Source organism: Pseudodesulfovibrio profundus, assembly GCF_900217235.1.
In the GTDB taxonomy this organism is placed as follows: Bacteria; Desulfobacterota; Desulfovibrionia; order Desulfovibrionales; family Desulfovibrionaceae; genus Pseudodesulfovibrio; species Pseudodesulfovibrio profundus.
The window spans coordinates 1,608,149-1,633,728 of record NZ_LT907975.1; the positions used below are offsets into that span (position 1 = coordinate 1,608,149).

24 protein-coding genes and 1 pseudogene are annotated in these 25,580 nt (G+C 54.1%); 7 read left to right on the plus strand and 18 right to left on the minus strand.

What is annotated here, in order from left to right; genetic code table 11:
• Window positions 1–5 precede the first annotated feature (5 nt).
• The 12 genes from DPRO_RS07730 to DPRO_RS07780 form a co-directional block, all read right to left on the minus strand.
• The gene (locus DPRO_RS07730; RefSeq protein ID WP_097011527.1) at window positions 6–932 is read right to left on the minus strand and encodes a phosphoribulokinase; all 927 of its coding nucleotides are present in this window, start codon (window positions 930–932) and stop codon (window positions 6–8) included.
• A 17-nt stretch (window positions 933–949) separates the two neighbouring features.
• Window positions 950–1,939, minus strand: a complete 990-nt coding sequence (glpX, locus tag DPRO_RS07735; RefSeq protein WP_097013676.1) for a class II fructose-bisphosphatase — start codon at window positions 1,937–1,939, stop codon at window positions 950–952.
• Window positions 1,940–2,285: 346 nt separating this feature from the next.
• Window positions 2,286–3,137: a PHP domain-containing protein gene (locus DPRO_RS07740; RefSeq protein WP_162291157.1), complete on the minus strand. Its 852-nt coding sequence runs from the start codon at window positions 3,135–3,137 to the stop codon at window positions 2,286–2,288.
• Between the two features lie 48 nt (window positions 3,138–3,185).
• Window positions 3,186–4,556: a sigma-54 interaction domain-containing protein gene (locus tag DPRO_RS07745; RefSeq protein ID WP_097011529.1), complete on the minus strand. Its 1,371-nt coding sequence runs from the start codon at window positions 4,554–4,556 to the stop codon at window positions 3,186–3,188.
• 79 nt (window positions 4,557–4,635) lie between these two features.
• Entirely contained in the window at window positions 4,636–5,634 is a 999-nt protein-coding gene (gene gap / locus DPRO_RS07750) for a type I glyceraldehyde-3-phosphate dehydrogenase (RefSeq protein ID WP_097011530.1), read from the minus strand.
• 322 nt (window positions 5,635–5,956) lie between these two features.
• Complete coding sequence (gene rpe / locus DPRO_RS07755) at window positions 5,957–6,703, minus strand: ribulose-phosphate 3-epimerase (RefSeq protein WP_097011531.1); 747 nt, start codon at window positions 6,701–6,703, stop codon at window positions 5,957–5,959.
• Window positions 6,704–6,713: 10 nt separating this feature from the next.
• A complete protein-coding gene (gene fba, locus DPRO_RS07760; protein ID WP_097011532.1) occupies window positions 6,714–7,781 on the minus strand; it encodes a class II fructose-bisphosphate aldolase in 1,068 nt (355 codons plus the stop codon).
• 2 nt (window positions 7,782–7,783) lie between these two features.
• A complete protein-coding gene (gene pyk, locus DPRO_RS07765; protein WP_097011533.1) occupies window positions 7,784–9,244 on the minus strand; it encodes a pyruvate kinase in 1,461 nt (486 codons plus the stop codon).
• A gap of 2 nt (window positions 9,245–9,246) precedes the next feature.
• A complete protein-coding gene (locus DPRO_RS07770) occupies window positions 9,247–10,422 on the minus strand; it encodes a phosphoglycerate kinase (protein WP_097011534.1) in 1,176 nt (391 codons plus the stop codon).
• Between the two features lie 12 nt (window positions 10,423–10,434).
• Complete coding sequence (tkt, locus tag DPRO_RS07775; RefSeq protein WP_097011535.1) at window positions 10,435–12,450, minus strand: transketolase; 2,016 nt, start codon at window positions 12,448–12,450, stop codon at window positions 10,435–10,437.
• Window positions 12,451–12,480: 30 nt separating this feature from the next.
• Window positions 12,481–12,612 carry a hypothetical protein gene (locus DPRO_RS20615; RefSeq protein WP_269459708.1) on the minus strand — a complete coding sequence of 44 codons (132 nt, stop codon included), beginning with the start codon at window positions 12,610–12,612 and terminating at the stop codon, window positions 12,481–12,483.
• Between the two features lie 214 nt (window positions 12,613–12,826).
• Entirely contained in the window at window positions 12,827–14,044 is a 1,218-nt protein-coding gene (locus DPRO_RS07780) for an NAD(P)/FAD-dependent oxidoreductase (protein WP_097011536.1), read from the minus strand.
• A 254-nt stretch (window positions 14,045–14,298) separates the two neighbouring features.
• Between DPRO_RS07780 and DPRO_RS20465 the strand changes: the two are divergent.
• From DPRO_RS20465 to DPRO_RS19970, 3 genes and pseudogenes are all read left to right on the plus strand, one after another.
• A pseudogene (locus DPRO_RS20465) lies at window positions 14,299–15,287 on the plus strand (IS3 family transposase); the annotation flags it as partial.
• Window positions 15,288–15,368: 81 nt separating this feature from the next.
• Window positions 15,369–16,510 (plus strand): IS3 family transposase gene (locus tag DPRO_RS07795; RefSeq protein ID WP_097010305.1). Its coding sequence is split into 2 segments (ribosomal slippage): window positions 15,369–15,630 and window positions 15,630–16,510, totalling 1,143 coding nucleotides; the frame shifts between segments, so codons are not numbered across the junction.
• Window positions 16,511–16,536: 26 nt separating this feature from the next.
• Window positions 16,537–16,704: an integrase core domain-containing protein gene (locus tag DPRO_RS19970; protein ID WP_157917396.1), complete on the plus strand. Its 168-nt coding sequence runs from the start codon at window positions 16,537–16,539 to the stop codon at window positions 16,702–16,704.
• A gap of 608 nt (window positions 16,705–17,312) precedes the next feature.
• Here the strand turns inward: DPRO_RS19970 and DPRO_RS07800 are convergent.
• Window positions 17,313–17,963, minus strand: a complete 651-nt coding sequence (locus DPRO_RS07800; RefSeq protein WP_097012874.1) for an IS1595 family transposase — start codon at window positions 17,961–17,963, stop codon at window positions 17,313–17,315.
• 296 nt (window positions 17,964–18,259) lie between these two features.
• Between DPRO_RS07800 and DPRO_RS07805 the strand changes: the two genes are divergently transcribed.
• Window positions 18,260–19,219 carry an integrase domain-containing protein gene (locus tag DPRO_RS07805; RefSeq protein WP_097011539.1) on the plus strand — a complete coding sequence of 320 codons (960 nt, stop codon included), beginning with the start codon at window positions 18,260–18,262 and terminating at the stop codon, window positions 19,217–19,219.
• On the opposite strand, the gene DPRO_RS19975 is transcribed toward DPRO_RS07805, so the two are convergent.
• Window positions 19,220–19,543, minus strand: a complete 324-nt coding sequence (locus DPRO_RS19975; protein WP_162291158.1) for a hypothetical protein — start codon at window positions 19,541–19,543, stop codon at window positions 19,220–19,222.
• Between the two features lie 183 nt (window positions 19,544–19,726).
• On the opposite strand from DPRO_RS19975, the gene DPRO_RS07815 reads away from it, so the two are divergent.
• On the plus strand, window positions 19,727–20,806 hold the full coding sequence (locus tag DPRO_RS07815; RefSeq protein WP_097011541.1) for a tyrosine-type recombinase/integrase: 1,080 nt from the start codon (window positions 19,727–19,729) through the stop codon (window positions 20,804–20,806).
• A 192-nt stretch (window positions 20,807–20,998) separates the two neighbouring features.
• Here the strand turns inward: DPRO_RS07815 and DPRO_RS07820 are convergent, their stop codons facing one another.
• The 3 genes from DPRO_RS07820 to DPRO_RS07830 all read right to left on the minus strand — a co-directional run bounded on the left by DPRO_RS07820 (window position 20,999) and on the right by DPRO_RS07830 (window position 23,377).
• Window positions 20,999–21,946: a phosphotransferase enzyme family protein gene (locus DPRO_RS07820; RefSeq protein WP_097011542.1), complete on the minus strand. Its 948-nt coding sequence runs from the start codon at window positions 21,944–21,946 to the stop codon at window positions 20,999–21,001.
• 86 nt (window positions 21,947–22,032) lie between these two features.
• Window positions 22,033–22,605 (minus strand): hypothetical protein, encoded by a 573-nt coding sequence (locus DPRO_RS07825; protein ID WP_097011543.1) that lies wholly within the window; start codon window positions 22,603–22,605, stop codon window positions 22,033–22,035.
• Window positions 22,606–22,627: 22 nt separating this feature from the next.
• A complete protein-coding gene (locus DPRO_RS07830; protein ID WP_097011544.1) occupies window positions 22,628–23,377 on the minus strand; it encodes an SDR family NAD(P)-dependent oxidoreductase in 750 nt (249 codons plus the stop codon).
• Window positions 23,378–23,426: 49 nt separating this feature from the next.
• Here DPRO_RS07830 and DPRO_RS07835 point away from each other — a divergent pair, with 49 nt between their 5' ends.
• On the plus strand, window positions 23,427–24,587 hold the full coding sequence (locus DPRO_RS07835) for a pyridoxal phosphate-dependent aminotransferase (RefSeq protein WP_097011545.1): 1,161 nt from the start codon (window positions 23,427–23,429) through the stop codon (window positions 24,585–24,587).
• Entirely contained in the window at window positions 24,584–24,919 is a 336-nt protein-coding gene (locus tag DPRO_RS07840) for a TraR/DksA family transcriptional regulator (protein WP_097011546.1), read from the plus strand. The genes DPRO_RS07835 and DPRO_RS07840 overlap by 4 nt, the downstream gene beginning before the upstream one ends.
• 45 nt (window positions 24,920–24,964) lie before the next feature.
• On the opposite strand, the gene DPRO_RS07845 is transcribed toward DPRO_RS07840, so the two are convergent.
• On the minus strand, window positions 24,965–25,579 hold the full coding sequence (locus DPRO_RS07845) for a class I SAM-dependent methyltransferase (RefSeq protein ID WP_097011547.1): 615 nt from the start codon (window positions 25,577–25,579) through the stop codon (window positions 24,965–24,967).
• Window position 25,580: the final 1 nt, after the last annotated feature.

Genomic DNA, 25,580 nt, shown 5'->3' on the forward strand with positions numbered 1-25,580 from the left:
GCATCTTATGTGTTCATTTTGGCATTCATCAGGTGAAAACAGGTCAAAAGCTGAGTGATGCCAAGAGGATAGCTGACTTTTTTCTCCGAACCTTCGGTGTAGCAACCCACTCCATCAGTGGTCAGGTCGTCGACCTTGTCCAGATGGTCCATGATGATGTCCATGAGCGTTTCTGCGGTCATCTGTTTGATGTTGCCCGTGATCTTGAGAATATCCACAGGCAGCCCTTCATCGCGACCTAAGGTGAACGTCAGACACTTCTCCTTGGTGCCCGGACGATGGTCGATGAACTCGGCAAAATCCGGATGATGAATGGTCGGCCTCAGGATGAGGTTGGTATTCAGCTTGGTACCGGTTTCCTCTTCGGCTCCATCCGGGCGATAGAAATTGCAGACGATGTCGGCAAATTTTCGTTGCGGGCGGATGAAGTTGGTTGAGACTTCGATCCGCTTGTCCAGGGAAGCCTGAACCTCTTCACGGGTATAGCCACGTTTGACCGTATCCCGCTTGAACTTCCAGTCCACCCGGAGTTCCTCGTCCGGATCAAGATAGATCTTGACGTCAAAGGCATCGCGCATCTTCTTGGTATAGAAGCCGAGCAGCCCTTCAACGATGACGAATTCCTTGGGCTCGACATAGACAGGCGGGTCAAAGTCGCCTGTGCTATGGTTGTAGACAGGCTTGAGGATCGCTTCGCCACGACGCAGCTGGTAAAAGTTGTGCTGCATGATGTCGATATGGTTGCAATCGGGATGGAGGGCGGAGATATTCTTCTCGGCACGCTGCACCCGGTTGTACTTGTGATAGTCGTCGGAGCAGATGTTGGTCACTCGGTCCGGGCCGAGGATCTTTTCAATCCCAGCCGAGATCGTGGTTTTCCCGGCGGCCGAATCGCCCACTATGCCAAGCAATATTGGTCTTGTGCGTTGCATGGGGTTCTCCCTTTTCTTTAATCGTAATCGATGGAACTGATGCGCATGAGCTTGTCGAACCGATGAGCCGACTCGACATAGCGTACAGTACCGGTAAGGCCCCGCATGACGAGCGAGGTCGTTTTTGCCCCTTTGCCGGTGAAGTCGACGCCTTTGAGAAAGACGCCGTCGGTAATACCGGTGGCGGCGAAGAAAATATCGTCGCTGCTCACGAGATCCTCCATCTTCAATACCTGCTTGATGTCGCGACCGGCTTCCTTGACCCGTGCTTTCTCTTCCTCTGATTGGGGATCGAGCATGCCCTGCATCTCGCCTCCGAGGACACGAATTGCCGTGGCGGCCAGCACGCCTTCGGGGGTGCCGCCTGTGCCCATCATGATGTCGATACCCGTATCGGGAATGACAGCCATGAGTGCACCGGCCACGTCGCCATCCGTGTGCAATTGGATGCGCGCTCCGGTGGCACGAATGTCAGCAATGAGTTCTTCGTGCCGCTCCTTGTCCAGGACGAACACAACGAGATCTCTCACGTCCTTGTTCTTGGCCTGGGCTACCTTGCGTAGAGTTCGAGCCACTGGGTCCTTGATGTCGACCATCCCGACGGCTTCGGGCGGAACAACAAGCTTGTTCATGTAATAGGCAGGGCCCGGATCATACATGCTTCCTTCAGGAGTCATTGCCACAACGGAAATTGCGTTGGGTCGTCCATTGGCAAGAAGACGGGTTCCTTCCACCGGGTCCACGGCGATATCCATCCTGGGGCCGACGCCGGTGCCGACCGATTCTCCGTTAAAGAGCATCGGTGCTTCATCCTTTTCGCCTTCACCGATGACGACCCGGCCGTTGATGGCCATGGCGTTAAAACTGATACGCATGGCATCCACGGCAGCGCCGTCTCCGTCCTCTTTTTTACCAAGGCCAAGCCATCGGGCCGAGGCAAGGGCTGCGGCTTCGGTGACTCTGGCAAGGTCCAGGGCGAGGTTTCTGTCAGGCTGTCTTCTTGTCATCATTTCATCTCCACAAAAGTGTTTTCGCTATATGATTGAAAGAGAGGCAAGGGGCGGTGTGTTGCGGTCACCTTGTTTATTCTGAGCATTCATCCTGGGGGGGATGACAGATTACATCCCCTTGCCTCTCCCTCGGAGAGAGGTAGACGGCTTGCGGTAAGGCCGTCTCCTAGAATGAATGATTACAACTGCCGTGCCACAATTGTTCTGAACAGATGAATTGAGATTTAGTCTTTGTATACAGAAGGTTATTGAGTCGACGAAAAAGAAAAGGCTCATCCGGATGTGCCGCAAGGGGCACACTCGGATGAGCCGTGTTTCTTAACTGTGCCGCCTGTGACACAGGTCAGTGCAGCACCCGCTCAAGGAACTGAGCCTCATGCGAAGTGATACCGTATTCACCGGGCAGCATGAGTCTCGTGTCTTCAAAAGGACCTATTGGATATCTACAATCAGACCCACCGGAGAAGAAGACGTCGGTGTTCTTCGTCAGAGACAAGGTCCGGGCCTGAAGGATCTCATTGCTCTCTTCCCCTGGATATCCGTTTTCACGGTAAGGGTAGACCGCCTCAATGCCATCGAGACCGGCCTCGGCAAGGGTTGCCATGAGCGGTCGCTGCTTTTCGGATGGCGACATGAACGGATGCGCCCAGATGGATACTCCTCCGACCCGGTGTATCAATTCGATGATGTCAACCGGATCGGGCAGGTGCAAGGCGGGCAGATCGGAATCAAGTCGTTCCTCAGCAATAAAACGCCCTGCGTCAATCATTGATGGAAACATACGCCTGGCCTGAACCATATACTGCACAATGAATGTGGGGTGTGGGTCTCTCCCTGCAAATGCAGCGACGTTTTTACGGTTTATGGTCCCATCCCACGATTGCAACCGTTCGATGAGAACATGTGCACGTTGCAAGGTTTGCTCTCGTACCAAGGCAAAGCGAGATTCAAGTTTGGTTTGGTCCTTTGTGGTCAAGTCCAAACCGAAGCCAATGATGCTGGCGTCCCGGCATGAGAATTCGATGCCCAGCGCCAGCTTCAAACGCAGCTTGGCGGCATGAGTAAAGAGGGTTTCATCAGGAAATGCATCCTTTTCACATATGCCGATTCCCTGCAGCCCGTTTTGTCTTGCAAGAGTCAGCAGCAGTCTGCCGGGTATCTTGCTCTCCCATGAGCGGCCAGAGTGTGTGTGCATGTCAAAATGCACGGATTGTTTCGTTGTTCGAGGGAACATGACATTATCCTACATCCCGTATTTTTTCATTTTTCTGTAAAAGGTCCGACGAGGGATCCCAGACATTCTGGAGGCTTCGCTGACGTTACCATCCGTCTCCTGGAGGTAGCGCTGCATCTCCTTCTTCTCGAAGTTCTCCATGACTTGGTCTTTCTTGGATTGGAAAACACTGCTGTTTTCCTGATCCTCTGCTGCGGGCTTTCCTACCGGACACCCGAAAGTACCGGAATCATCAATACGCAAGGCTACATCCTCAGGGCCGATAACATCGCCCTTGCACAGAATGGCAGCCCGTTCGATGACATTTTCCAGTTCCCGGACATTGCCGGGCCAGTCGTAGCGGCTCATGCACTCCAGTGCCTCGTCCGCAATGCCAGTCAGCCTTTTGTTCAACTTGGCCTCGGCCTTGGTTATGAAGTGATAAACCAGGTACGGGATGTCCATCATCCGATCCCTGAGAGGCGGAATTTCGATAGTGAAAGTATTAAACCGATAGTACAAATCTCGTCGAAACGTCTCGTTATCCATGGCAAATTCAAGATCACGATTGGTGGCTGCGATGACCCGCACATTGACATTCGTGGTTTCAGTACTGCCGACGCGACGAATCTCTCCCGTCTGAAGAAAGCGGAGCAGCTTGGCCTGCAACTCGGGCAACATGTCCCCGATTTCGTCCAGGAACAAAGTACCGCCATCGGCTTCTTCAAAGAGTCCCTTGCGGTCTTCCTCGGCACCGGTGAATGCACCCTTCTTATAACCAAAGAGTTCACTTTCCATGAGCGACGACGTCAGGGCTGTACAATTGATTGAGATATAGGGACGACTGTTCAGGTGGCTCTGCTGGTGAATGGCCCGTGCAATGAGATCCTTGCCGACCCCGGTTTCGCCCAACAACAACACTGTAGTCGGCGTGGGTGCAACACGTTCGACGAGATCCATGACCTCACACATCTGGATCGATTTTCCGATGATCCGGGTTTTTCCCCCGCGCTGCTCCATCTCTCGCTGCACTGCATGGAAGCGCCCCTCGTAGCGCGCTTTCTTGCGTAAAGAGACCGTCAGGAGACGGACCAAGCGTGCGGCCGCATTTTCAAGCACAACGGCGTGCTCAGGCTTGTTCTTGTTGATGTGTGTTGAAACATCATCGTTTTTCGAAGCATTGACGATGATGTCCAAATTGGCTGCATCCACATAGGACGGCAGTTCATTGACCAACGGCACACCGATGTCCTTGGCGAGTTCGATGCTCGACGGGTCAGCCTGCATGTCCAAAAGGCAGGCTATCTTGACACCGTGCACATCCGCGATCGCCTTGACGAACGGGGCACATGTCTTCCCCGAACCTGCAACCAGGATCTGTATCTTGGTGTCTTTCCACATATTCCCTCCATCGGCTGGGAGGCCTTTATAGGGGCCACGCTTATGCCGAATAATCGGGAATGCGAGTGACCCCTGTTTCTTACATCAGTGCAGCAACCTTGCGAATAAGGCGAAGAAGCTGGTGGGTGAAGCTTGATTCATTGTCGTACCAGATAATGGTCTTGACCATCCGGTCTGCCATAACAGTGGTACATAGACCATCCACCACGCCGCCATACGCCGAGCCAAGATAATCAGTCGATACGAGAGGCTCTTCCGAGTAGCCCATAACGTCCTTCAGGCTTCCTTCGGAGGCGGATTTGAGGGCGTTGTTGACGTCTTCTGTCGTGACGTCACAACTCACGTCTGCCACAAAATCCACGAGTGAAACATTGGGGGTAGGCACACGTACTGCCATACCATCGAGCCTGCCTTCAAGGGCAGGGATGACCTGGCTCACGGCCCGGGCAGCGCCCGTGGTGGTGGGCAACATATTGACTGCACCGGCCCTGGCGCGTCTGAGGTCCTTGTGCGTGCCATCCAGCACTCGCTGACTCATTGTGTATGAGTGAATGGTGGTCATGAGTCCCTTCTCGATGCCAAAGGCCTCATGCAGCACCTTGGCAACAGGAGCCAGACAGTTGGTAGTGCAGGACGCATTGGAAATAATCACATCGTTTTCGCTCAGAAGGTGATCGTTGACGCCCATGACTATGGTGGCATCACAATCTGGGCCTGGAGCACTGATAACCACTTTCTCGCAGCCGCAATCGATCATCTGTTCACAACTCATACGATCACGAAAGGCACCGGTGCTTTCAACGACGATATCGACGTCCCAGGCTCCCCAGCACCATTCGCCGGGCGCACAGCGAGTCACCACGACTTCATGATCGCCGACCATGAACCCATTGTTGGTGGCTTTTACTTCCTCATCAAAGGTTCCGTGAACCGAATCATATTTGAGCAGGTGGGCCAATTGGACATTGTCGGCGCGGGCATTGACCACAGCGAGTTCGTACCCTTCTTCCCTGGCAAGCAGCCTGGCAAGATAACGTCCGATTCGCCCGAAACCGTTGATACCTATTTTCACACTCATGATTGTCTCCTCAAGCGACCGTGGCCGCCCTCGCTGTGCCCTTGTTGGCTTTACTTAGCCAATTCCCGGACTTTTACTGATGAATTCTCTTTCAATGGCCGATTCAACGTGGTGAACGGGGAGCGCGGTCATTCGTCGTTGGACAAAAGAACTCCCGCTGCCGTATACAGAAGCAACTTGAATGTTCATTGACTTGGCTCGTAGCCGTTGCTCCGCTCCGCCCTCGGCCCTTCGGGCCGCCCCTACGGGGACGGGCTACGCTCCACAACGGCTACGGCGAACCGCCTCTAAGGAGGCACAAACTCGGACGCCGGGCTCCACCTTAAAATGACCGATCAGTGGTCCAAAGGATGGGGGGAGGCGCAATGGCCCCCCAACCGCACGCCTTTTGGTCAGCCCCTGCGCAGGCTGCCTCCATAAAGGTTTCTAGCCGTTTGTCATACGGGGGTTCTCCGAAAAACGCCGAGCCGGATACGAAAACATCAGCCCCGGCATGATGAAGCTCAGCGATGTTGGCAGGGGTCACGCCACCATCCACCTGGATGAGGGTGTCCGCTTCATGCATCTTGATCATCCGGGCAAGGGTTCTGATCTTGTCGATGGAAAATGGAATAAACGATTGTCCGCCAAAGCCGGGATTCACACTCATGACAAGGACCATGTACAACTGTGGCAACAAGTACTGAACTGCGCTCAAAGACGTGTGCGGGTTGATGGCTACTGCAGGTCGTACACCGTGATTTGCGATCTCGGCCACGGTACGCTCCAGGTGCGTCTCCGATTCGGCGTGAACACAAATGAGGTCGGCGCCAGCATCAGCGAATTCCTTGATGTAGCGACCGGGGTTATCAATCATGAGGTGTACGTCAAAGAACAGTTTGCTCTGCTTGCGACACGCTTTGATGACAGGCGACCCGAAGGTGATATTGGGGACGAATTGACCGTCCATGACGTCCCAATGGACCCATTCCACACCTGCATCTTCCAACATAGCCAGTTCTTCACCGAGTCGACTGAAATCAGACGACAGAAGAGAAGGCGACAATATGACAGTATTTTCAACACTCATGATTCCCCCTTTACGTCCTCGCTGTCGGGGCATACTTCCCGGCAGCGTACCCTTCGGCCATGGTCTCGTGATTGCGGGGTGTGATGGGCTCTGCCCAGCCGGCGGAACCAAAAGCCAGGAACCGAGACCTACAGACTTCCTTCATGGCCTTGGTCGCCTCGGAGAGGAACTTGCGCGGATCGAAATTGCCCGGATTTTCGGCAATGTATTTACGAACCGCACCAGTGGCTGCCAATCGCAGGTCGGTATCAATATTGACTTTGCGCACGCCATGCTTGATGCCTTCCTGAATTTCGGTCACGGGAACGCCGTAGGTCTCGGGAATTTCTCCGCCATAATCATTGATGGTCTTGAGCCACTCTTGCGGCACCGAGGAAGAGCCGTGCATGACGAGATGCGTATCCGGTATGCGGGCATGGATCTCCTTGATCCGATCGATGGCCAGCACTTCACCGGACGGAGGGCGGGAAAACTTGTACGCACCATGGCTGGTGCCAATGGCGATGGCCAGGGCATCCACCTTGGTTTTCGCAACGAAATCGGCTGCCTGATCCGGATCGGTGAGCATCTGTTCGCGGGTCAATTTACCCTCTGCTCCGACACCGTCCTCTTTGCCTGCCGTTGCCGTCTCCAGAGATCCCAGCACGCCGAGTTCTCCTTCCACTGACACACCGCAAGCATGAGCCATGTCCGTAACTTTTTTAGTCACATCCACATTGTATTCATAGCTGGATGGGGTACTGGAATCTTCCATGAGAGAACCATCCATCATGACTGAGCTGAAACCATTCTGGATGGCCTGAACACAGACTCCAGGCGAGGCACCGTGATCAAGATGCAGGCAGACCGGTATATGGGGCCATTCCTCCAAAGCAGCCAGGATAAGATGGCGCAGAAAGACGGAACCGGCATATTTGCGCGCACCAGCCGAACTCTGAAGTATGACCGGGCTGTTGGTTTCGTCAGCAGCTTCCATGATAGCCCTGATCTGTTCCATATTGTTGACGTTGAAAGCAGGAACGCCATAGCCGTTGGCTGCTGCATGATCCAGCAACTGTCGTAATGAAATAAGCGCCATGATTACTCCTCCGGATGTATCTCGGTTGGTTGTTCTATTCTGCAAATTCGCATCGAGTTGGTGCCGCCCTTTTCTCCGGCGGTATCCCCGCTGGTGGTGATGACCAGATCGCCTACCTGTGCAGCTCCGAGCCTGACGAGTTCTGCTGCTGCAGCCGAATGCTGCTGGGAAGCACAGACAGTCTCGGGATTGAAATCCACAGGGTAGACGCCACGATAGAGCGAGACTCGACGGCGGGTTTTTTCAATCTTGGACAGGGCGAAAATCGGGATGCCAGAACTGATTCGGGACATCCATAACGCGGTTCCACCCGAATCAGTGAAAGCGCCAATAGCGGCGGTATCCAGGTGATTGGCCGCATACATGGCGGACATGGCAATGGACTCGTCAATATGCGTAAAACGGGAATCCAGACGATGTCGGGAGCGGATTGCCACTTCCTGCCGCTCCGCCTCAAGACATATTTTTCCCATGGCGGACACGGCCTCAGCCGGATACTTGCCCACAGCAGACTCTGCGGAGAGCATGACTGCATCCGTGCCGTCCAAAACCGCATTGGCCACGTCAAAGACTTCGGCCCGTGTCGGAACCGGACTCAGGATCATTGAGTCCATCATCTGAGTGGCTGTGACAACGATCCGGTTGAGAGATCGGGCCCGCTTGATGAGCGACTTCTGTACACCGGGAAGCTTGGCATCACCGATCTCCACACCGAGATCGCCACGCGCGATCATGATGCCGTCGGAAAGCTGAACGATTGTCTCCACATGCTCCAGGGCCTCGGCGCGCTCGATCTTGGAAAGAATGAATCCGTGCCAGCCAAGCGCGGCCATGAGTTCACGGCACTCATCAACATCTGCGGCATTGCGGACGAATGAAAGAGCCAGAAAATCAGCATCCATTTCTGCCACGGCTCGCATGTCCATGCGATCCTTTTCAGTCAGAGCGCCGGCTGAAAGGCCGCCCGAAAGCAGGTTCACACCCTTGCCGCTGGAAAGGACGCCTCCAGTAACAACAGTGCAGTGAACCGCACCATCGACCACGTGGTCGACTTCGAGGATGCATTTACCGTCATCGAGAAGCAGGATACTTTCAGGGTCCACGTCATCAGACAAAGCTGAATAGGTAATACCAACCCTCTCGACGCTGCCCTCGTGCAGAGCGGTGTCCGGGTCAATGATAAAACTATCCCCTTCTTCCAAGGTAATTGATTCTTCCCTGAAACCACCGATGCGGATTTTTGGTCCCTGGAGATCGGCAAGGATCCCCACAGTCCTGCCCTGCTCGTTGGCAATTCTCCTGACCAGTGCTGCCAATTTGACGTGATCGGCACTGTTCCCGTGCGAAAAATTAAGGCGCACGACATCGACACCCTGACGGATGAGGTCGCGCAATGCGTCCTCATTGTCGGTTGCAGGCCCGAGCGTAGCCACAATCTTGGTTCTGCGAAGTCTCTGTTCCATACTCACATACTTCGTTCTTCGAGAATGCCCACTGCGGGCAAAGTCTTGCCTTCAAGAAACTCCAGAAAAGCCCCGCCACCGGTCGAGATATAGGAGATGTCATCGCCCACACCATACTTGTCGATAGCAGCTAGGGTATCTCCCCCTCCGGCAATGGAGTAGGCCGGGCTTTCCGCGATGGACATGGAAAGATCCATGGTCCCCTGGCCGAACTGGTCGAACTCGAAAACACCGACCGGACCGTTCCAGACGATGGTTCCGGCATCCTCCAACAATCGGGAATACAGCGAGGATGTCTTGGGACCGATATCCAAAATCATCTCATTGGCAGCGACTTTATTGACCTGCCGAGCAATGGGCGCGGCATCTTCGGAGAACTCCCGTCCACACACCACATCAAGCGGGATGGGGATTTCAACATCGGCATCGATGGCAACCTGCATCAGGTCGCGGGTAGCCTCAACCAAGTCCGGCTCAAAGAGCGAAGAGCAGATGTCGAAACCCGCGGCAGCAATGAAATTATTGGCAATACCACCGCCCACGATAAGCTTGTCCACTTTAGAGAGGAGCGACTCAAGTACCGTGAGCTTGGTTGAAACCTTGGCCCCACCCACCACAGCCACCACAGGCGATTGGGGAGCCATGAATCCTCGCTCCAGTCCGGCCAGTTCCCTCATCAAGAGCGGCCCGGCACAGGCGACAGGCGCGAACCGGGCTACGGCGTGCGTCGACGCCTGAGCCCTGTGAGCCGTAGCAAAAGCATCCATGACAAAGGTGTCGCAGAGCACGGCCATGGCCTTACCAAGCTCAAGGTCATTGTCACTTTCTCCCTTGAGAAATCGAACATTTTCCAAGAGGACAACCTCACCGGGCTGTAAGGAAACGCCATTGATCCAGTCTTTCTCGAAACGGACAACCAGTCCGAGCAATTCCGACAATCGATGAGCCACTGGCTCCAGAGTCATATCCGGGTCAAAGGTCCCTTCCTTTGGCCGTCCCAAGTGGGACATGATCATGACCTGGGCCCCGCGATTCAAGGCCGTTCGGATGGTCGGCAAGGCCGCCATAAGTCGTTTATCGCTCGTGATCTCGCCATCTGAAATCGGAACGTTGAAATCCTCCCTTATGAGGACCCGCTTTCCGGCCAAATCGAGCTTTGACATCTCCAACATAACCATCCTCCCCCTTGATTAAGCGGCCATCTTCTTCCCGTTCATGACTCGTTTGACCAGCTTGACCAATGCATCGGGCGTGAACCCGAAATATTCGAACAATTCATTGCCCGGAGCAGATTCGCCGAAACGGTCCATGCCCAGCACAGCACCTTCAAGTCCTACATACTTGCCCCATCCGCTCGTCACACCAGCCTCGACTGCCACACGAGTCGTGACATGAGGCGGTAAAACTTGATTGCGATAGTCTTCGCTCTGCCGTTCAAAGACCTCGACACACGGCATGGACACAACCCGGACATGGCTGCCTGTGGATTCCATAGTCATGGCGGCTTCCATGGCCAGGCCGACTTCGGACCCGGTGGCAATGATGATGGCGTCGGGAGTCGTGTCGCTGTCACGCAGGACGTATCCGCCACAAGACACCTGTTCGAGGGTTTCCGCAGACCGGGACTGATGCGGCAGAGCCTGGCGGGACATGATGAGAGATGATGGGCCGTCGTCGCGCTTGACCGACCGTTCCCAGGCAACTGCGGCTTCCACTGCGTCGCAGGGACGCCAAACATCCATGTTGGGAATCAGGCGCAGCGATTCGACATGCTCCACTGGCTGGTGGGTCGGTCCGTCTTCGCCAACACCGATGGAATCGTGAGTCAGGACGTAGAGAGTACGCAGCCCCATCAGGGCAGACATGCGCATGGCGTTGCGGGCATAGTCCGAAAAGACGAGAAATGTCCCACCATAAGGGATGAAGCCGCCATGCAGGACCATGCCGTTCATCATCACGGACATGGCAAATTCTCGCACGCCGTAATTCATGTAATTGCCATTCCAGTCAGTCGGGACAGCGATCTTGGAACCGGACCATCTGGTCAAGTTCGAACCAGCCAGATCGGCCGATCCACCAAAGAATTCCGGCAGCACCGGGGCCAACCCTTCAATGGCATTTTGCGAGGCCTTGCGAGTGGCCAGGCTTTCTGCCTTGGCATCAACACTGTCAACATAATTGGATGCGTGAGAGTCGAAGTCGTCAGGCAACTCGCCATTCATACGACGAGTGAACTCGGCAGCCAGTTGCGGATAAACCTTTTCGTATTCCTTAAAGCGGGCATTCCAGGAATCCTCTGCCCTGAAGCCAGATCCTTTGGCACTCCAGGAGGCATACACCAACTCCGGGATTTCAAAGGGTGGATGAGGCCAGCTCATGGCATCTCTGGCGCAGCTTATTTCGTCATCGCCGAGAGGAGCACCGTGGCATTTTTCCGTACCACAGACATTGGGAGCACCCTGCCCGATGACCGTCTTGCAGCAGATGAGAGTCGGCCTGTCCGGCTCACTCCGTGCCTTTTCAATGGCGTCCTTGATGGACTCAGGATCATGACCATCCACACCGGGAACGACGTGCCAGCCATAGGACTGGAATCGACGCGGCGTGTCATCCGTGAACCAACCATCGACGCAGCCGTCGATGGAGATGCCGTTGTCGTCGTAAAAAGCGATGAGCTTGCCGAGTTGCAGGGTGCCAGCCAGGGAACACGCCTCGTGGGAGACGCCTTCCATCATGCATCCATCCCCCATGAAGACATAGGTGTGGTGGTCCATGATGGTATGACCGTCTTGGTTGTATTGGGCGCCGAGAACCTTTTCGGCCACGGCCATGCCCACAGCGCAGGCGATGCCTTGCCCAAGAGGCCCGGAGGTGGATTCGACGCCCGGCGTCATTCCAAGCTCCGGATGCCCCGGGGTTTTAGAATTGAGTTGCCTGAACTGCTTGATGTCATCGATGGTGACGTCATAGCCGCTCAAGTGCAGCAATGAGTAGAGGAGCATCGAGCCATGCCCGTTGGAAAAAACGAATCGATCCCTGTTTGCCCAGCTGGGATTGGCCGGATTGTGGACCAGATAATCGTTCCACAGAACCTCGGCGATATCGGCCATGCCGAGTGGAGCACCCGGATGTCCGGAATTGGCTTTTTGGATGGCGTCCATGCTCAGAGCACGGATGGCATTGGCAAGTTCACTGCGTTGAGGCATTGCTTTTCCCCTTCTTGTTGACGTGATTGATTAGAGGATCCGGGAATAGACACGCTCGTACACACCGCAGAGCTTCATGGCGGTTCGGTTATGCAGGCCGCAGCTTTTCAGGCGGCAGAAGACGTGCAGCGGATTCAGGTAGTGTCGTAATGTCTCTTTCATGGTGTCCTCCCGGCGAAACGGTTGATGCCAGGATTAGATCAAAAGACGTGCCGACGACTTCGCCTGAAAGATGGAAGAAGACAACCACATTTATTACAGATGGTTACTGCGAAACGAGAGAAAAGAGTTCTTCTCATGACTGTGCCATTCCTGACCCAGCAATTCAGAGCATGTGCCGTGAGCTGGGCCGCAAGTGGCACAGCGTGAGGGAATGTTATTTGGCGAAGAAATTGATGTAGGCCAGGAAATCGTCCAGGTCTTCCGAGGGAAGCGCCGAGCCGAGCAGAACACCGGAAATCCAACCGGCATTGTGGGGACGTCGGGAAGCACTTCGAATGAGGCTCCCTATGGCTTTGGGGGTTCTCAACCCCATGAGGCGGCCGCCCATTTCAAGGGAAGGACCGATCTCCTGCCACAGGTTGTATGGATACTCGCGCAAGGCGGCTTCGTCCCAGACATCACCAGCGCACGCCTTGGCAAGCACCTGTCCGGCTATCCGGGCAGAGATAATGGCATTGGTTGTGCCGTCTGAACTGCAGGGATTGACCAGACCTGCTGCGTCACCGACGAGAAGGAAGCCGTCGCCATGAATTTCACGCATGGGATTACCCACCGGCAACACGCCCGTTTCGATCTCACCCATCTGCTCGGCAAAAGCGAAACGTTCCTTGAGTTCAGGAGATTCAAGTGCCCGTAAAAGGGCCTGCTTGGGCTTAATATTCCCTTGCTTGACCACGTCCATGGGAAGGGCCAGGCCGACATTGGTCTGGCTCGTTTCAGTGGGATGGAACCAGACATAACCGGGCAGAACCTCTTCAGGGAAATGAATCTCGATGTTCCCCCGGATGCCTAGCACCTGACGATAATACCCACGGACAGCCAGAGCACGATACTCACTGTAGCGGGGCATCTTCATCTGCTTAGCTACGACTGAATCGCTGCCGTCAGCACCGACTATGACCTTTGCAGTCCAGGATACTTCGCGCCCGCCGCCACGTTCGCCCTTCACTCCACAGGCCTGTCCATTTTTAGTCTGGATCTCAGTCACCTGGCACCAATCGACAATCTCCACTTCCTCTTCAGCCGCAGCTTCCATCAAAAGAGCATCAAGAAGAATTCTGCGACAGATAATTCCGGCCTCGGGAGTATCTTTGTCGATCTTGAGTATCGGCACGGTCACAGAACTACCGTCGGCAGAGTGGTAGGCGATCTTTTGAACCGGGGTATGGGGGATTTCCAATAGGCGTGGCAGAAGTCCCAAGACGTTGAACTCGGCAATCGCCAACGAAGAGAGCGCGTCTCCGCAGGGTTTTTCCCTTGGGAACTTTTTCTGGTCGAGCAAGAGGACATGCAAGCCCTGCCTGGCAGCATGGATTGCTGTACACGCCCCTGCGGGCCCTGCTCCAACTACTATGACATCATAATCTGGCAAAAACCCATCCCATAGTTATTCTGCTACCCTTTAAATATTTCACAACTCGCGGATCAAGGGAAGAGAAGAATGGCCACCAAGCTGGCAGCCCACTACCGAAACACCTAAAAAATCCATGGGGCTGTACCAGATAACTCCTCTGGGTTATCAGTATGGCAATGCGAAAAAGTCGTCTGAACAAGGAAAAGCGAAGTGGCCTCGGAAAACTGGACCACTCGATAAGGTGGACATAAACTGCCCGAAGGAGGCAATTCATGTCCAAGACGAGAAAACGTTTCAGCGCGGAATTCAAAGCCCGAGTCGCCCTGGATGCCCTGTCCGGGGAACACACCCTGTCGGAACTCGCCAGCAAGTACGGCGTACACCCCAATCAGGTTTCCCAGTGGAAGAAGCAGGCCAAGGAAGGGATCGTGGCGTCCTTTTCAGGCAAGGCCGTCGGCCGTCAGGATAACGGGGCCCAGATCAAGGAGCTTCACGCCAAGATTGGCCAGCTCACGGTGGAGAAGGATTTTTTGCAACAAGCCTTCGCCAAAATTTGAGCTGTGAGCGAAGGCGAGAGGTGGTCGACAAGACTCACCCCGAGCTCAGTATCCGGCGGCAATGCCGAATTCTCAAGCTGTACCGATCGACGTACTACTACGAACCGATCGGCGAATCTCCGGCCAACCTGGCCCTTATGCGCCGAATCGATGAGTTGTTTATGGAGCTGCCGTTTTTCGGTTCCAGACAGATGCGTAATACCCTACGAGACGAAGGGCAAAGGGTCGGTCGTGAACGGGTACGACGTCTGATGCGTAAAATGGGCCTGATGGCGATTTACCAAAAGCCAAAGACAAGCCATCCGCATCCGCAACATAAGACGTATCCGTATTTGCTGCGGCACAAGGCGATTACGAAGCCCAATCAGGTTTGGTGTGCCGACATCACGTATATCCCCATGACACGCGGCTTCTTATACCTTGTGGCGGTCATGGACTGGCACAGTCGGGCCGTCCTGTCGTGGAGGCTCTCAAACACGATGGATGCTGATTTCTGCGTGTCTGCCTTGGAAGAAGCCCTGAATCGTTATGGGGTGCCGGAAATCTTCAACACCGACCAGGGATCACAGTTCACCAGCTACGAGTTCACACGGACGCTCAGAGAGGCTGGAATTCGTATCTCCATGGACGGTCGAGGCCGATGGATGGATAATGTGATGATCGAGCGTCTGTGGCGTTCGTTGAAATATGAATGTGCTTACCTGCGTGAGATGGTGTAAAGTCCCCGTAAAGTAGGTCCATTGCCAAGTAGAGACTTCTGGCCCAAAATGGGACAGGAGTTTTGCATGCGTAAATCGAAGTTCAGCGAGTACCAGATCGTCAAGATCCTGAAGGCAGTGGAAGGCGGACGAACTGTCGTCGATGTCTGCCGCGAGCACGGCGTGAGCAGCGCCACGTACTACAAGTGGAAGTCAAAGTATGGCGGCATGGAGGCATCCGATATCCAACGGATGAAGGATCTCGAAACGGAGAACCGTAAGCTCAAGCAGATGTTCGCCGACCTCAGCCTGGAAAACATGGCGCTCAAGGATGTGATCGAAAAAAAACTCTGAGGCCAGTTCAACGCAAGGAATTTGTCATGCACATGGTCAACGCGTTTGAGTTGAGCTTGCGCAAGGCATGCGCGGCCATGGGCATCAGTAGGAGCTACTACGCCTACAAGCCGCATCCGCGGGACGACAGCGATGTCATCGCAGCCTTGACTGAACTGGCCGAGAAAAAGCCTACATGGGGCTTCAGTAAGCTTTTCAACGTCCTTCGACAGCAGGACAAGCCCTGGAACCACAAGAAGGTCTGGAGGGTTTACTGCCTCTTGAAAATGAACCTGAAGCGCAAGGCCAAGAAGCGGCTTCCGCAAGCCTCTCGGACGGCAGTGGCCCAACCGCTTGCGCCAAACTATTGCTGGTCGATAGATTTCATGCGGGACACGCTTTACAGCGGTCGCGTCTTCAGGACTTTCAACGCTGTAGATGATTACAACCGTGAGGCCTTGGCCGTGGAGATCGATACCAATATGCCAGCAGGACGAGTGGTAAGGGTGCTGGATCGGGTAGCCGAAGAGCGTGGCGGCTATCCCGAGAGGTTGCGAATGGACAATGGTCCAGAGTTCTCGGGGACTGTCATGGCGGCCTGGGCCGAATCGCATGGCGTGAATCTGGAGTTCATTCAGCCTGGCAAACCCACCCAGAACTCATACATCGAGCGGTTCAACCGAACCTACAGAGAAGAAGTGCTTGATTTGTACGTGTTCAACAGCCTGAGCGAAGTTCGGGCCATTACGGAGGACTTTATCCGTGAGTACAACGAGGAACGTCCTCATGAATCCCTGGGGAATATGTCGCCGATAAATTTTGCTGCCCAAAGGGCAGGGGGTACCCCCTACCCTCTGGGCAACCCCCCGAAAACTGCCGGGAGTCTCTACCGTTAACTGGCCCTATGAAAGGGGACTTTACAATGGGAACCGGAAGCGAACTGCGGCAAGCCTTGGCTTGGTGGTTCGATTTCTACAACAATCGACGTCCGCATTTTGCTTTTGACGGCAAGAAGCCGATGGAGATATATCAGAACCGTTCCAGGCCAGAGGGGGTACCCCCTCTGGCCTGGAACGAAAGAGCGGCGTAGCTCGTAAACGTGTCCACCTTAAAATCGTCGCTCAGTGGTCCGAAGAACCGAGGCCACTTCTTTGGACTAATAGTCAACTTAAATTCCTTCGGGGAATGATTTTTTCTCTACCACCTGGTTAGTATGTGAATAAACCCTATGTCATGATTATCCCTTGAACCAGATTCGAGCATCCTGTCGCCGTCATCTAATCCGCGTCCAGCGTAAATCAAGACTCAATGACAAGGCCGAATGCTTGCCATTCGCCCGTAGGGATCGCCTTGCCATTGAGTCTGTTTGCGCTACGCTGATAACAAAAGGCGGGAAAGATCATTTAATTGGCGGTGAGCCCTTGATCTTCAGAAAAGATGATCATATTCACTAAGTAAGGACTCATGTCTAACCTTTAAACTCGGAAAGGAGGATTCTCACCGCAAGTGCTCATAAGTTCTGGACGACAGTCAGAACTGATGAGCACGAAATCCGGCGCTAATGCGCCGAAACATCTAACACTTCAGTGCCTTTTCATTCCAAACGGCAGACTTTCACATCCAAACGCAAGCTGAAACGCAGCACCCGCCATCGGACAAACGGTAGATACCTATAAATCTAGGGGCTGTACCAGATAACTAGCCCATATGTCTTCTAACCCACTGTTTCAGTTGTTTAAACTGGCTTCGCGGATTGCTGTTATTAAAACGCCACTCGCATTCCTTTAAAAACAGAGAAAAATGCTTGGTTGGAATGCCGTTGAATTTCCTCATATGGCGTTTGGCCTGGTTCCAAAAATTCTCGATTCCATTGATGTGGTTGTGGCTATCTGCAAACAGCTTCGAGTGGTTGATTCGGAAGTGTTTGAACGCTGACACATCAAGGACATTGTAGCCATACCAGCAGTCCGAGTAAACCACACTGTCTGGCTGGATTCTTTCCTGAATAATGGGAAGCAAGGTTTTACCTTTCGCATCAGGAATCACCTGTGTATAGACCTTCCCGCCCCTTTTAAGGATTCCAAAAACAGGAACCTTACCAGCCGCCCCACGTCCTCTTTTGCCCTTTCGCTTGCCACCGAAGTAGCTCTCATCGACCTCAAATTCGCCAAAATCCATCCCTTCACAGGACTCTTCTACCGCTATGATTTCCCGGAGCCGGTGAAAGTAATAGGCGGCTGTTTTGACGTTCACACCAACCAGATCGGCAGCGCAACGAGCTGTCGTGCCAGCCACAAAATGTTCGATTAAACGAAGCTGCTTGTCCTTGCTCAAACGACTTTTTCGCATTGCCATACCGATAACCCAAAGGAGTTATCTGGTACAGCCCCTAAATCTATCTTTGCCCAAATTCCCCCATGGTCACCAATCTATGCGCAGGACGAACGAGCCTGTGCGGTGACACCCCTTATTAAATGGATTCTTGAATTTCTCATTCAGTGGGAAACGGACATTGATTTGTTCCGCTATCGGTTGTTGTGTGGCGCATCTTCGCGCCATAGGCAGGTTGTTTCCCCGATAACGGGAAAGGTCCAACCTGCTTTGTCCCGGGGCATTGTCCCGAACTATTATTGAAGGAGAAATCCATGGCAAAATCCATCAGTCTAGCACTGGGCGCGAACAGGGCAACCCTGTCCGGTCCGCGCTCAAAACAATATCGCATCAGACAAAATGCAAAAGTCTTTGCGAAAAGGTTAAAAGAAGCAGGATATGGGGTCCGTAAATGGTCTAAGATATCCAACAAACATTTTTCGGCAGTGGCTGACAAAATGAAAGAAAATGGCACGGGTGACGGGCGTATAGCAGAAGTATTCTCTGCAGCCCGTCACCTGTGCGAAACATATGGCAATACAGGTATTAGCCCGACTAATGATGTCTTCGACGTCAGGCGCGGAAGCATTGCCAACGCTAATAGTAAAGCGGTTGCCCCCGTCTTTGTGCAGGGGGCAATCGACAAGCTGGCAAACGAGGTCAAGTATGAATACGGGCCACGAGCCGCTGCACAGATAAGATTACAGTATGAACTCGGATTACGCCGAGAAGAAGCAGCCAAAGTTGATCTGATCAGCGATTGGGACCGAGAAAGCCGTAGTCTTCATGTCCAGTATGGGACGAAAGGCGGCAGACCAAGAACACTTTACAACCTGTCATGGCAGCAGCAAGAAGCATTGGAAAAAGCACTGCCATATGTCAGTCAATCTGACAGGCCCGGAATACACAATCTCATGCCAAGCGGCATGGGCGACAAGTGGCAAGAAAAGCTATCCCACGCTGCCCGATTATGTGGCTTTACAAAGAAAGAAAGCGGTTGGACGCTCCACAGTAATCGGCACGAAAGGTTCCATCGTATGTACGTCGATCACACTGGATTTCAGCCGCCCAATCAACACGAGTCTGTGGAAGGCTTTCAACAGGCCGCTCAAAATGCGGCAGGGGGTGAATGGTCTCGGCTGGATGCTGAGGCCCGCGATGATATTGAAGTCACTGCCGGTCATTCTTCCGGTCGCCGGGATGTGTCTGACGCTTATCTTGGTTGTAGTCATTAATCAAAGCCCCGCTTTTTTGTGCGGGGTTTTCTGTTGGGATAGGTTGAAGAGGGAGGTCGACGAGTCAATCTGCTCTTCAACCGTCGTACCTGTTTGTAGTCCGTAGGCCGACAAACAGGCATGACTTTGCTTCCGAGGAGTGGGTGCCTCTGATTCTTTTTTGGTATTGATTTTTTCCAAAAACCCACCTTTTCGTAGTTTTTTTTGCTTTTTATCGCCCAAATACAAAATACCCGTTGTCCCAACCTTGCAATTTAACCTCTCGCTGTGCTTAAACTGAAGGGTTGGCAGATGAGTTGGGTTAATTTCAAATTTTCCCGACACTAAGAAAACAATGGTTGGGAAGATCGATGACCTTTGACACTGAATCACATCCGCGCGTATTATCCGCAAAGGATGTCGCCGAATACTTGGGCAAAAGCGTAGACTGGGTCTACGACCATGCCGAAGCAATCGGTGGTGTCAAACGCGGTGGGTCGTGGTTCTTCCCGAACGAGGAAGATATCTATGACCGTTTATTCAAAAGCCGGAAAAGGGTACCGGTACGACTTCATGGTAAAAGGCAAGCGCCACACCAAGGCGTGGTTCAAGACAAAACGGGCCGCAAAAGCGGCAGAAGCCGAAAAAAGGAAGGAAGTAAAAGCACAACTGGCGATGGAAGCCCAGGGCGACATGGCCTTGCTTGATCTGCTGAACCTGCGTTTGGACTATATGTTGGACCGAGCATACTCCGAGTCGCATTACATAAAGACAAAGTACGCAGCTCAACGCTTGCTGGATTATCTGGGCAACGTGCCTTGCAGCACCATCACCCGCCTGAAGGCCGATGAGTTCCTGATGGCTTTGGTAAAGAAAAGCACCCCTGTTGCAGGCAATAACGATTTGAAGGTCCTTCGGGCAGCGTTTTCCTGGGCCATGAAACGTGGGCAGCATTTCATTCAAAACAATCCCTTTGCGGGACTGGAAACGTTTCCCAACGATAAGCCCAAGGAAAAGAAGCGGACTCCGACGAGTGATGAACTTGATCGCATTATTGAAGCGGCCAAACCGAAGCACCGTGCCTACTTGTGGGTATTGCGCGAAACCTTGGCCCGAAGCATCGAAGTACACCGACTCAAGTGGAAGCGGGTCAACTTCGAAGAACGGTATGTTGAGCTGAAGACGTTCAAGAACAAAAACAGGGAGCCGGTCCTGCGTGAAATCCCGATGACGGACAAGCTGTATGAAGTCTTGTTGGACCTGTATAATGAACGTGATCCAGATAAGGAATGGGTGTTTTGGCGCCGAGCCTACAATGCGAAGACCAAAAGGATGGAAGAAGGGCCGTACAAGTGTGGCAGATATACCATGCTCCAAAACACCTGCAAACGGGCAGGTGTGGATTACTACAGCTTCCACCGCTTCCGAGCATCGGGCGCATCCGTCATGGACAACCATGGCGCCCTGCTTCCAGGCATCCAGCGCGTCCTTGGACACGCCGACCGCCGAAGCACGGAAATCTACCTGGAAAAACTCCGTGACGTTGAACGCGATGCCATGGACATCTACGAAAGGGAAAGCCGCAAGGATGACAATAAGGTCGCGTAACAAATCCACACACGCGGTTCACACACAAACACAAAACGGGTTGCAGACATTTGTCGGCAACCCGTTGAAAACTAAAGGTAAGAACCGATAGTCACACACAGAGGTTGTGGCTATTCCAAAGGGGCTCGCCCTTTGGCCGCCGGAGGCGAAGTCTTGCGACATATCGCCGCAACGCGGCATTCATATTCTGCTTCAGCCTTTCATCCCAAGCATCTGCTCCCAGACCGGGAGCAATGTATCGATGGAATTGCCCAGAAGACGCATGTACCGAACCTCAAGCTGGGCCATTTCTTCGTCCTGCTTGCGCAACCACTCGGACATCCAGGCGAATCGCATCCCCAGAATCATCTCGGGCAACAGCGCCAAATCAGCGGGATCAAGCTGCCCTTGATCCCGCAAGGTCTTGAGCAATGCCGGAGCCAAACCGCGCACCAAGGCGTGGGGGTCTTCGATACCGACACACCCCAGACAGTTGGCTACATCAAATAATACAGGCCGAAGCCCCATGAATTCCCAGTCGATGACCGCGCCAACCTGCGTATCATTCCAGATGACATTGAGCGGATGAAAGTCTCCCTGACACAGAGCCACGGGCAAATCGTGCCAGACGTCGAAAAGCGGGGCCAGCACACCAAGAACAGGGAGCAACGCCTCGTGCAGGTCGACCCGGCGTGGCGCCATGACTGCCATCAGTTCATTGACGTACGCTTCAAGATCGAACCGGGGTACGTTGAGAAACTCGTCCGAAGCTGCCGATGAAACAAATCGCATGCCCGCTATGAACTGCCCGAGACTCACGCCCCGCGCCGCGTCATCCACAAACTCGGGCTGCGGTAAAGGATCACCGAAAATGAACGGGGAAAGCTGCCAATACGCGCCGCCCTGCTCCACGCAATACCGCCCATCAGCGGCGACATACGCAGGTACAGGCACCCCGGCGTCCGAGAGTGTGGTCAGGGCACGCCCGATACGTTCACGGCTGTCGAATTGCCCGGGTTTGAGCTGCTCCAGCATCCAGGTTCGACCGGTTGAATCATCGACCGCCACACGGGATGCACACCGCTCAGGACTGCCCGGCAGGAGAATGTCGTCACGTATGCGCCCTAAGGTCAGCCCCCATGGGGAAAGATCAGTTTTCATAGATTTTTGAAAGGTAAAAAAGCATGGCCGCCATCGGTGAGAACCGGTGACGGCCAGGCCGTTGTTTAATGGTAGTGGCTTGTGGCCTAGCGCAGCCCCAAAGCCTCTTCAAGAGCTGTCAGATTGTCTCGGATGATTTGCTGTTCAGCAGGGGAGACCTGTCGATCCACCTGCTGCTTGACGGCTTCCAACTGTCCCTGAGGCTGCTGGGCCATCATCTCTTCGACCATTTTCTGTTCTTCTTCGGTCAGCCCCTGAATCTGCTCATCCATTTGGCGCTTCATGAGCACCATCTGTTCGTAATTCATAACGGTCATGGCCTGTCCGTACACATACAGAAACCGCTGCTGATCCCAGCCAAGGGATGTGGTGACCTCTGCAATCTTGGCGGAAAGGACTTCGGGGTCTTTGGGACCTTCGGCGTTGATGGTCGGATTGGTCAAGCGGGTGATTTCGGGAATATCCTTGATGAACTTCTGAAATTCGGCTTCGGTGAGCGGAGCCATGGATTGCGTTTCGACCTGCGCCTCCGGGATCGAAGCCGGGGCTGAATCCCGTGTTGTTTCAGGCGGTTCCGGGGCCACGGTTTCATTATCGCTGCAACCGGCAAAGAGTACGAGAGAGAAAATCAGCATGAGGGTAAGGCTGAGGTGTTTCACAATTATCTCCTTGGAATATCTTCTATATTTTCCGTATATCGGCAACCTTGCCATTATACTTGCCCGGATCGTCTTTCAAGAAATCAACAAGGCCGCGGGCCGACTCTTCCGGTGTCAACAAGATGCCCTCTTCCTTCCATGGGCGGAAGACCGCCTTGAGCTGTTCGGCACTATGCCCTTCGCTGTTGCGTGCGTCCACCTGCATCCGTGTTTCCACGACGCCAGGACGCCAGATTATGGAAGTGACCGGCGGTGCTTCCGCCGCCAATTGACGAGCCATGTGTTCTTCTGCGGCCTTGGCGGCGCAATAGGCCCCAATTCCCGGCTGTGCGCGTTCTGCTGCGCCGGACCCGAAGAAGACGGCCAGACCGCCTCCCCGCCAGAGCAGATGGGGTACCGCATGCCGAATCAATTGATGGGCAGCGGTGACCGACGAATCCATGACTTCACGGAAACGGGTCTTGTTCAGCTCCCAGATGGCCGGACCGGGTGCCAGCACTCCGGCCGCGTGGATGAATCCGTAGAAATCACCAAATTCAATTCCCACCTGTACCAATTCCAGTGCCACGTTGGACGAGGACACGTCACCACTGATGGCAACGGCCTTCACGCCCTGTTCTCGGCACAATTTACTGGTTTCCCTGAGCTTATCTTCACTGCGCGCACCAAGAACAAGGTTCACGCCTTCCTTGGCCAGCTCCAGAGCCAGGGCTTTTCCTATGCCCCTTGAGGCTCCTGTGAGCACGAGGGTTTTATTCCTGAGCAAAGTCATATATGTTGATCCTTCCGTTTACCCTATTGCATACCCGAGAATACGCAACATGTCATTGAAAGTAAGCAAACGACGTCCATTGGTCGCCCAATCAGAAATTCGCAACATGTCCATCGAATGCGCCAAGGCCAAAGGCATCAATCTGGCGCAGGGGGTCTGTGACCTGCCTGTGCCGGATGCAGTCAGGCAGGGCGCGCAGGAAGCCATGGACCGCGGCATCAATACCTACACCCGCTTTGACGGGCGCTGGGAACTGCGCAAGGCCGTGGCCGAGAAGCAGGGCCGCTTCACCGGGCTGGACATCGACCCCGAAGGACAGGTCGTGGTATCGGCCGGTGCGACTGGCGCCTTCTACTCCGCATGTCTCGCCCTGCTGGATGAAGGGGATGAGGTCGTCGTGTTTGAGCCATATTACGGCTATCATATCGTGACCATGGCATCGCTGGGCATCAAGCCGAGGTATGTCACCCTTGAGCCGCCTCACTGGTCTTTTACCACAAAAGCCCTTGAAGACGCTGTTACCAGTCGAACACGGGCCATCATCCTGAACACGCCGTCCAATCCGGCGGGCAAGGTCTTCAACCGTGAAGAGATGTCGGTCATTGCCGATTTCGCCGAAGCACATGATCTCTTTGTTTTTACGGATGAAATTTACGAACACTTTGTTTTTGACGGGCTCAAGCACATTTCCCCGGCCACCCTGCCGGGAATGGGACGCCGGACCATCACCATCTCCGGGCTTTCCAAGGTATTTTCCATCACGGGCTGGCGACTGGGCTACGCCATCTGCGACCCGGAATGGGCGTTGCCCATCGGCCATTTCAGTGACCTGGTCTATGTCTGCGCTCCGGCCCCGCTCCAGATCGGCGCGGCCAACGGACTGGCTACCCTCGGCCCTGACTACTATCAGGCCATATCCGACGACCACCAACAAAAGCGTGATCTCTTTTGCAATACGCTCAAGGAGATCGATCTGACGCCGCATGTTCCAGAAGGAGCCTACTATACGCTGGCCGATATATCGTCGCTTCCCGGTGAAACAGCCAAGGAGCGGGCGCTGTACCTGCTGCAACAGACCGGCGTGCCCTGCGTCCCCGGTTCCGCCTTTTTCCACGGCCCGGAAGGTGAAACACTGGCGCGTTTCTGCTTTGCCAAGGAAATGCCGGTACTGGAAGATGCCATGAACCGTTTACGGAGGCTGTCCTCATGAATGATTCGCAAAAAAAGCAGTTCAAGGCATTTGCGCAGGAGGAAATGAAGGAAATCAAGGAAGAGATTCCTCACCTTGAGAAACTGCTGGAACCGGTTGCCCCCGACAATGCCATCGGCCGCATCTCCCGCATGGACAACATCGTCAACCAGTCCGTGGCCGAGGCACAGCTTTCCAAGGCCCGGGTCCGTCTGATGAGCCTGGAAAAAGCGCTCAAACGCGTGGATGAAGACGAAGATTTCGGGCGGTGCATCGAATGCGACGACCTTATCCCCATGGCCCGCCTCAAAGCCATGCCGGAAACCGAATTATGCGTTGAATGTGCGGAGTAACCCACAGACTGTCAGCGGACACGATGCCTGCATCGTGTCCGTTTTTTATTCGACCGTTACAGCGTAGACGCCAGCCCATCCGCCCATGAACACCCGTTTCCTGACAAACGGTTCTCCCGAGCGATGGAGGAAAGACGTGGTTCCGCCCCGATCCATGTATTGTCGGAAACAGGCATGATGGTCGGCACCGGCCAACCGTTCGACCATGGCTACTACCAGGCCCGTCATAGGTGAACGGCCAACGGATGGTAGGCGGTAGTCACCGATGAGAACGACCCCGCCGGGACGGACGATACGCAAGGTTTCCGCAAAAATACGCTCTGCCTGATCAAGCGGTTTTTCATGAAGGGCAAAGCTGATGAATCCGGCATCGAAACCATCCGAGGCGAATGGCAAACGTGTGGCGTCCCCTTGCTGAAAACGAACACCGGAGCGCTTTTTTCTGGCCACAGCCAACATGTCGGGAGAAAGATCCAGGCCGATCACGGGGAGTCCCGCTTCAAAACACATTCCGGCAAGCATGCCCGTACCGCAACAGACATCCACCGCAGATCGACAGCCCCTCTTGAGGGCAACCTGTACCATGGACTCATGCACAGGACGAAGAGATGGTCCGACAAGGGTATCGTACCACTTCGCCATACGGCTGTATTCATTCATG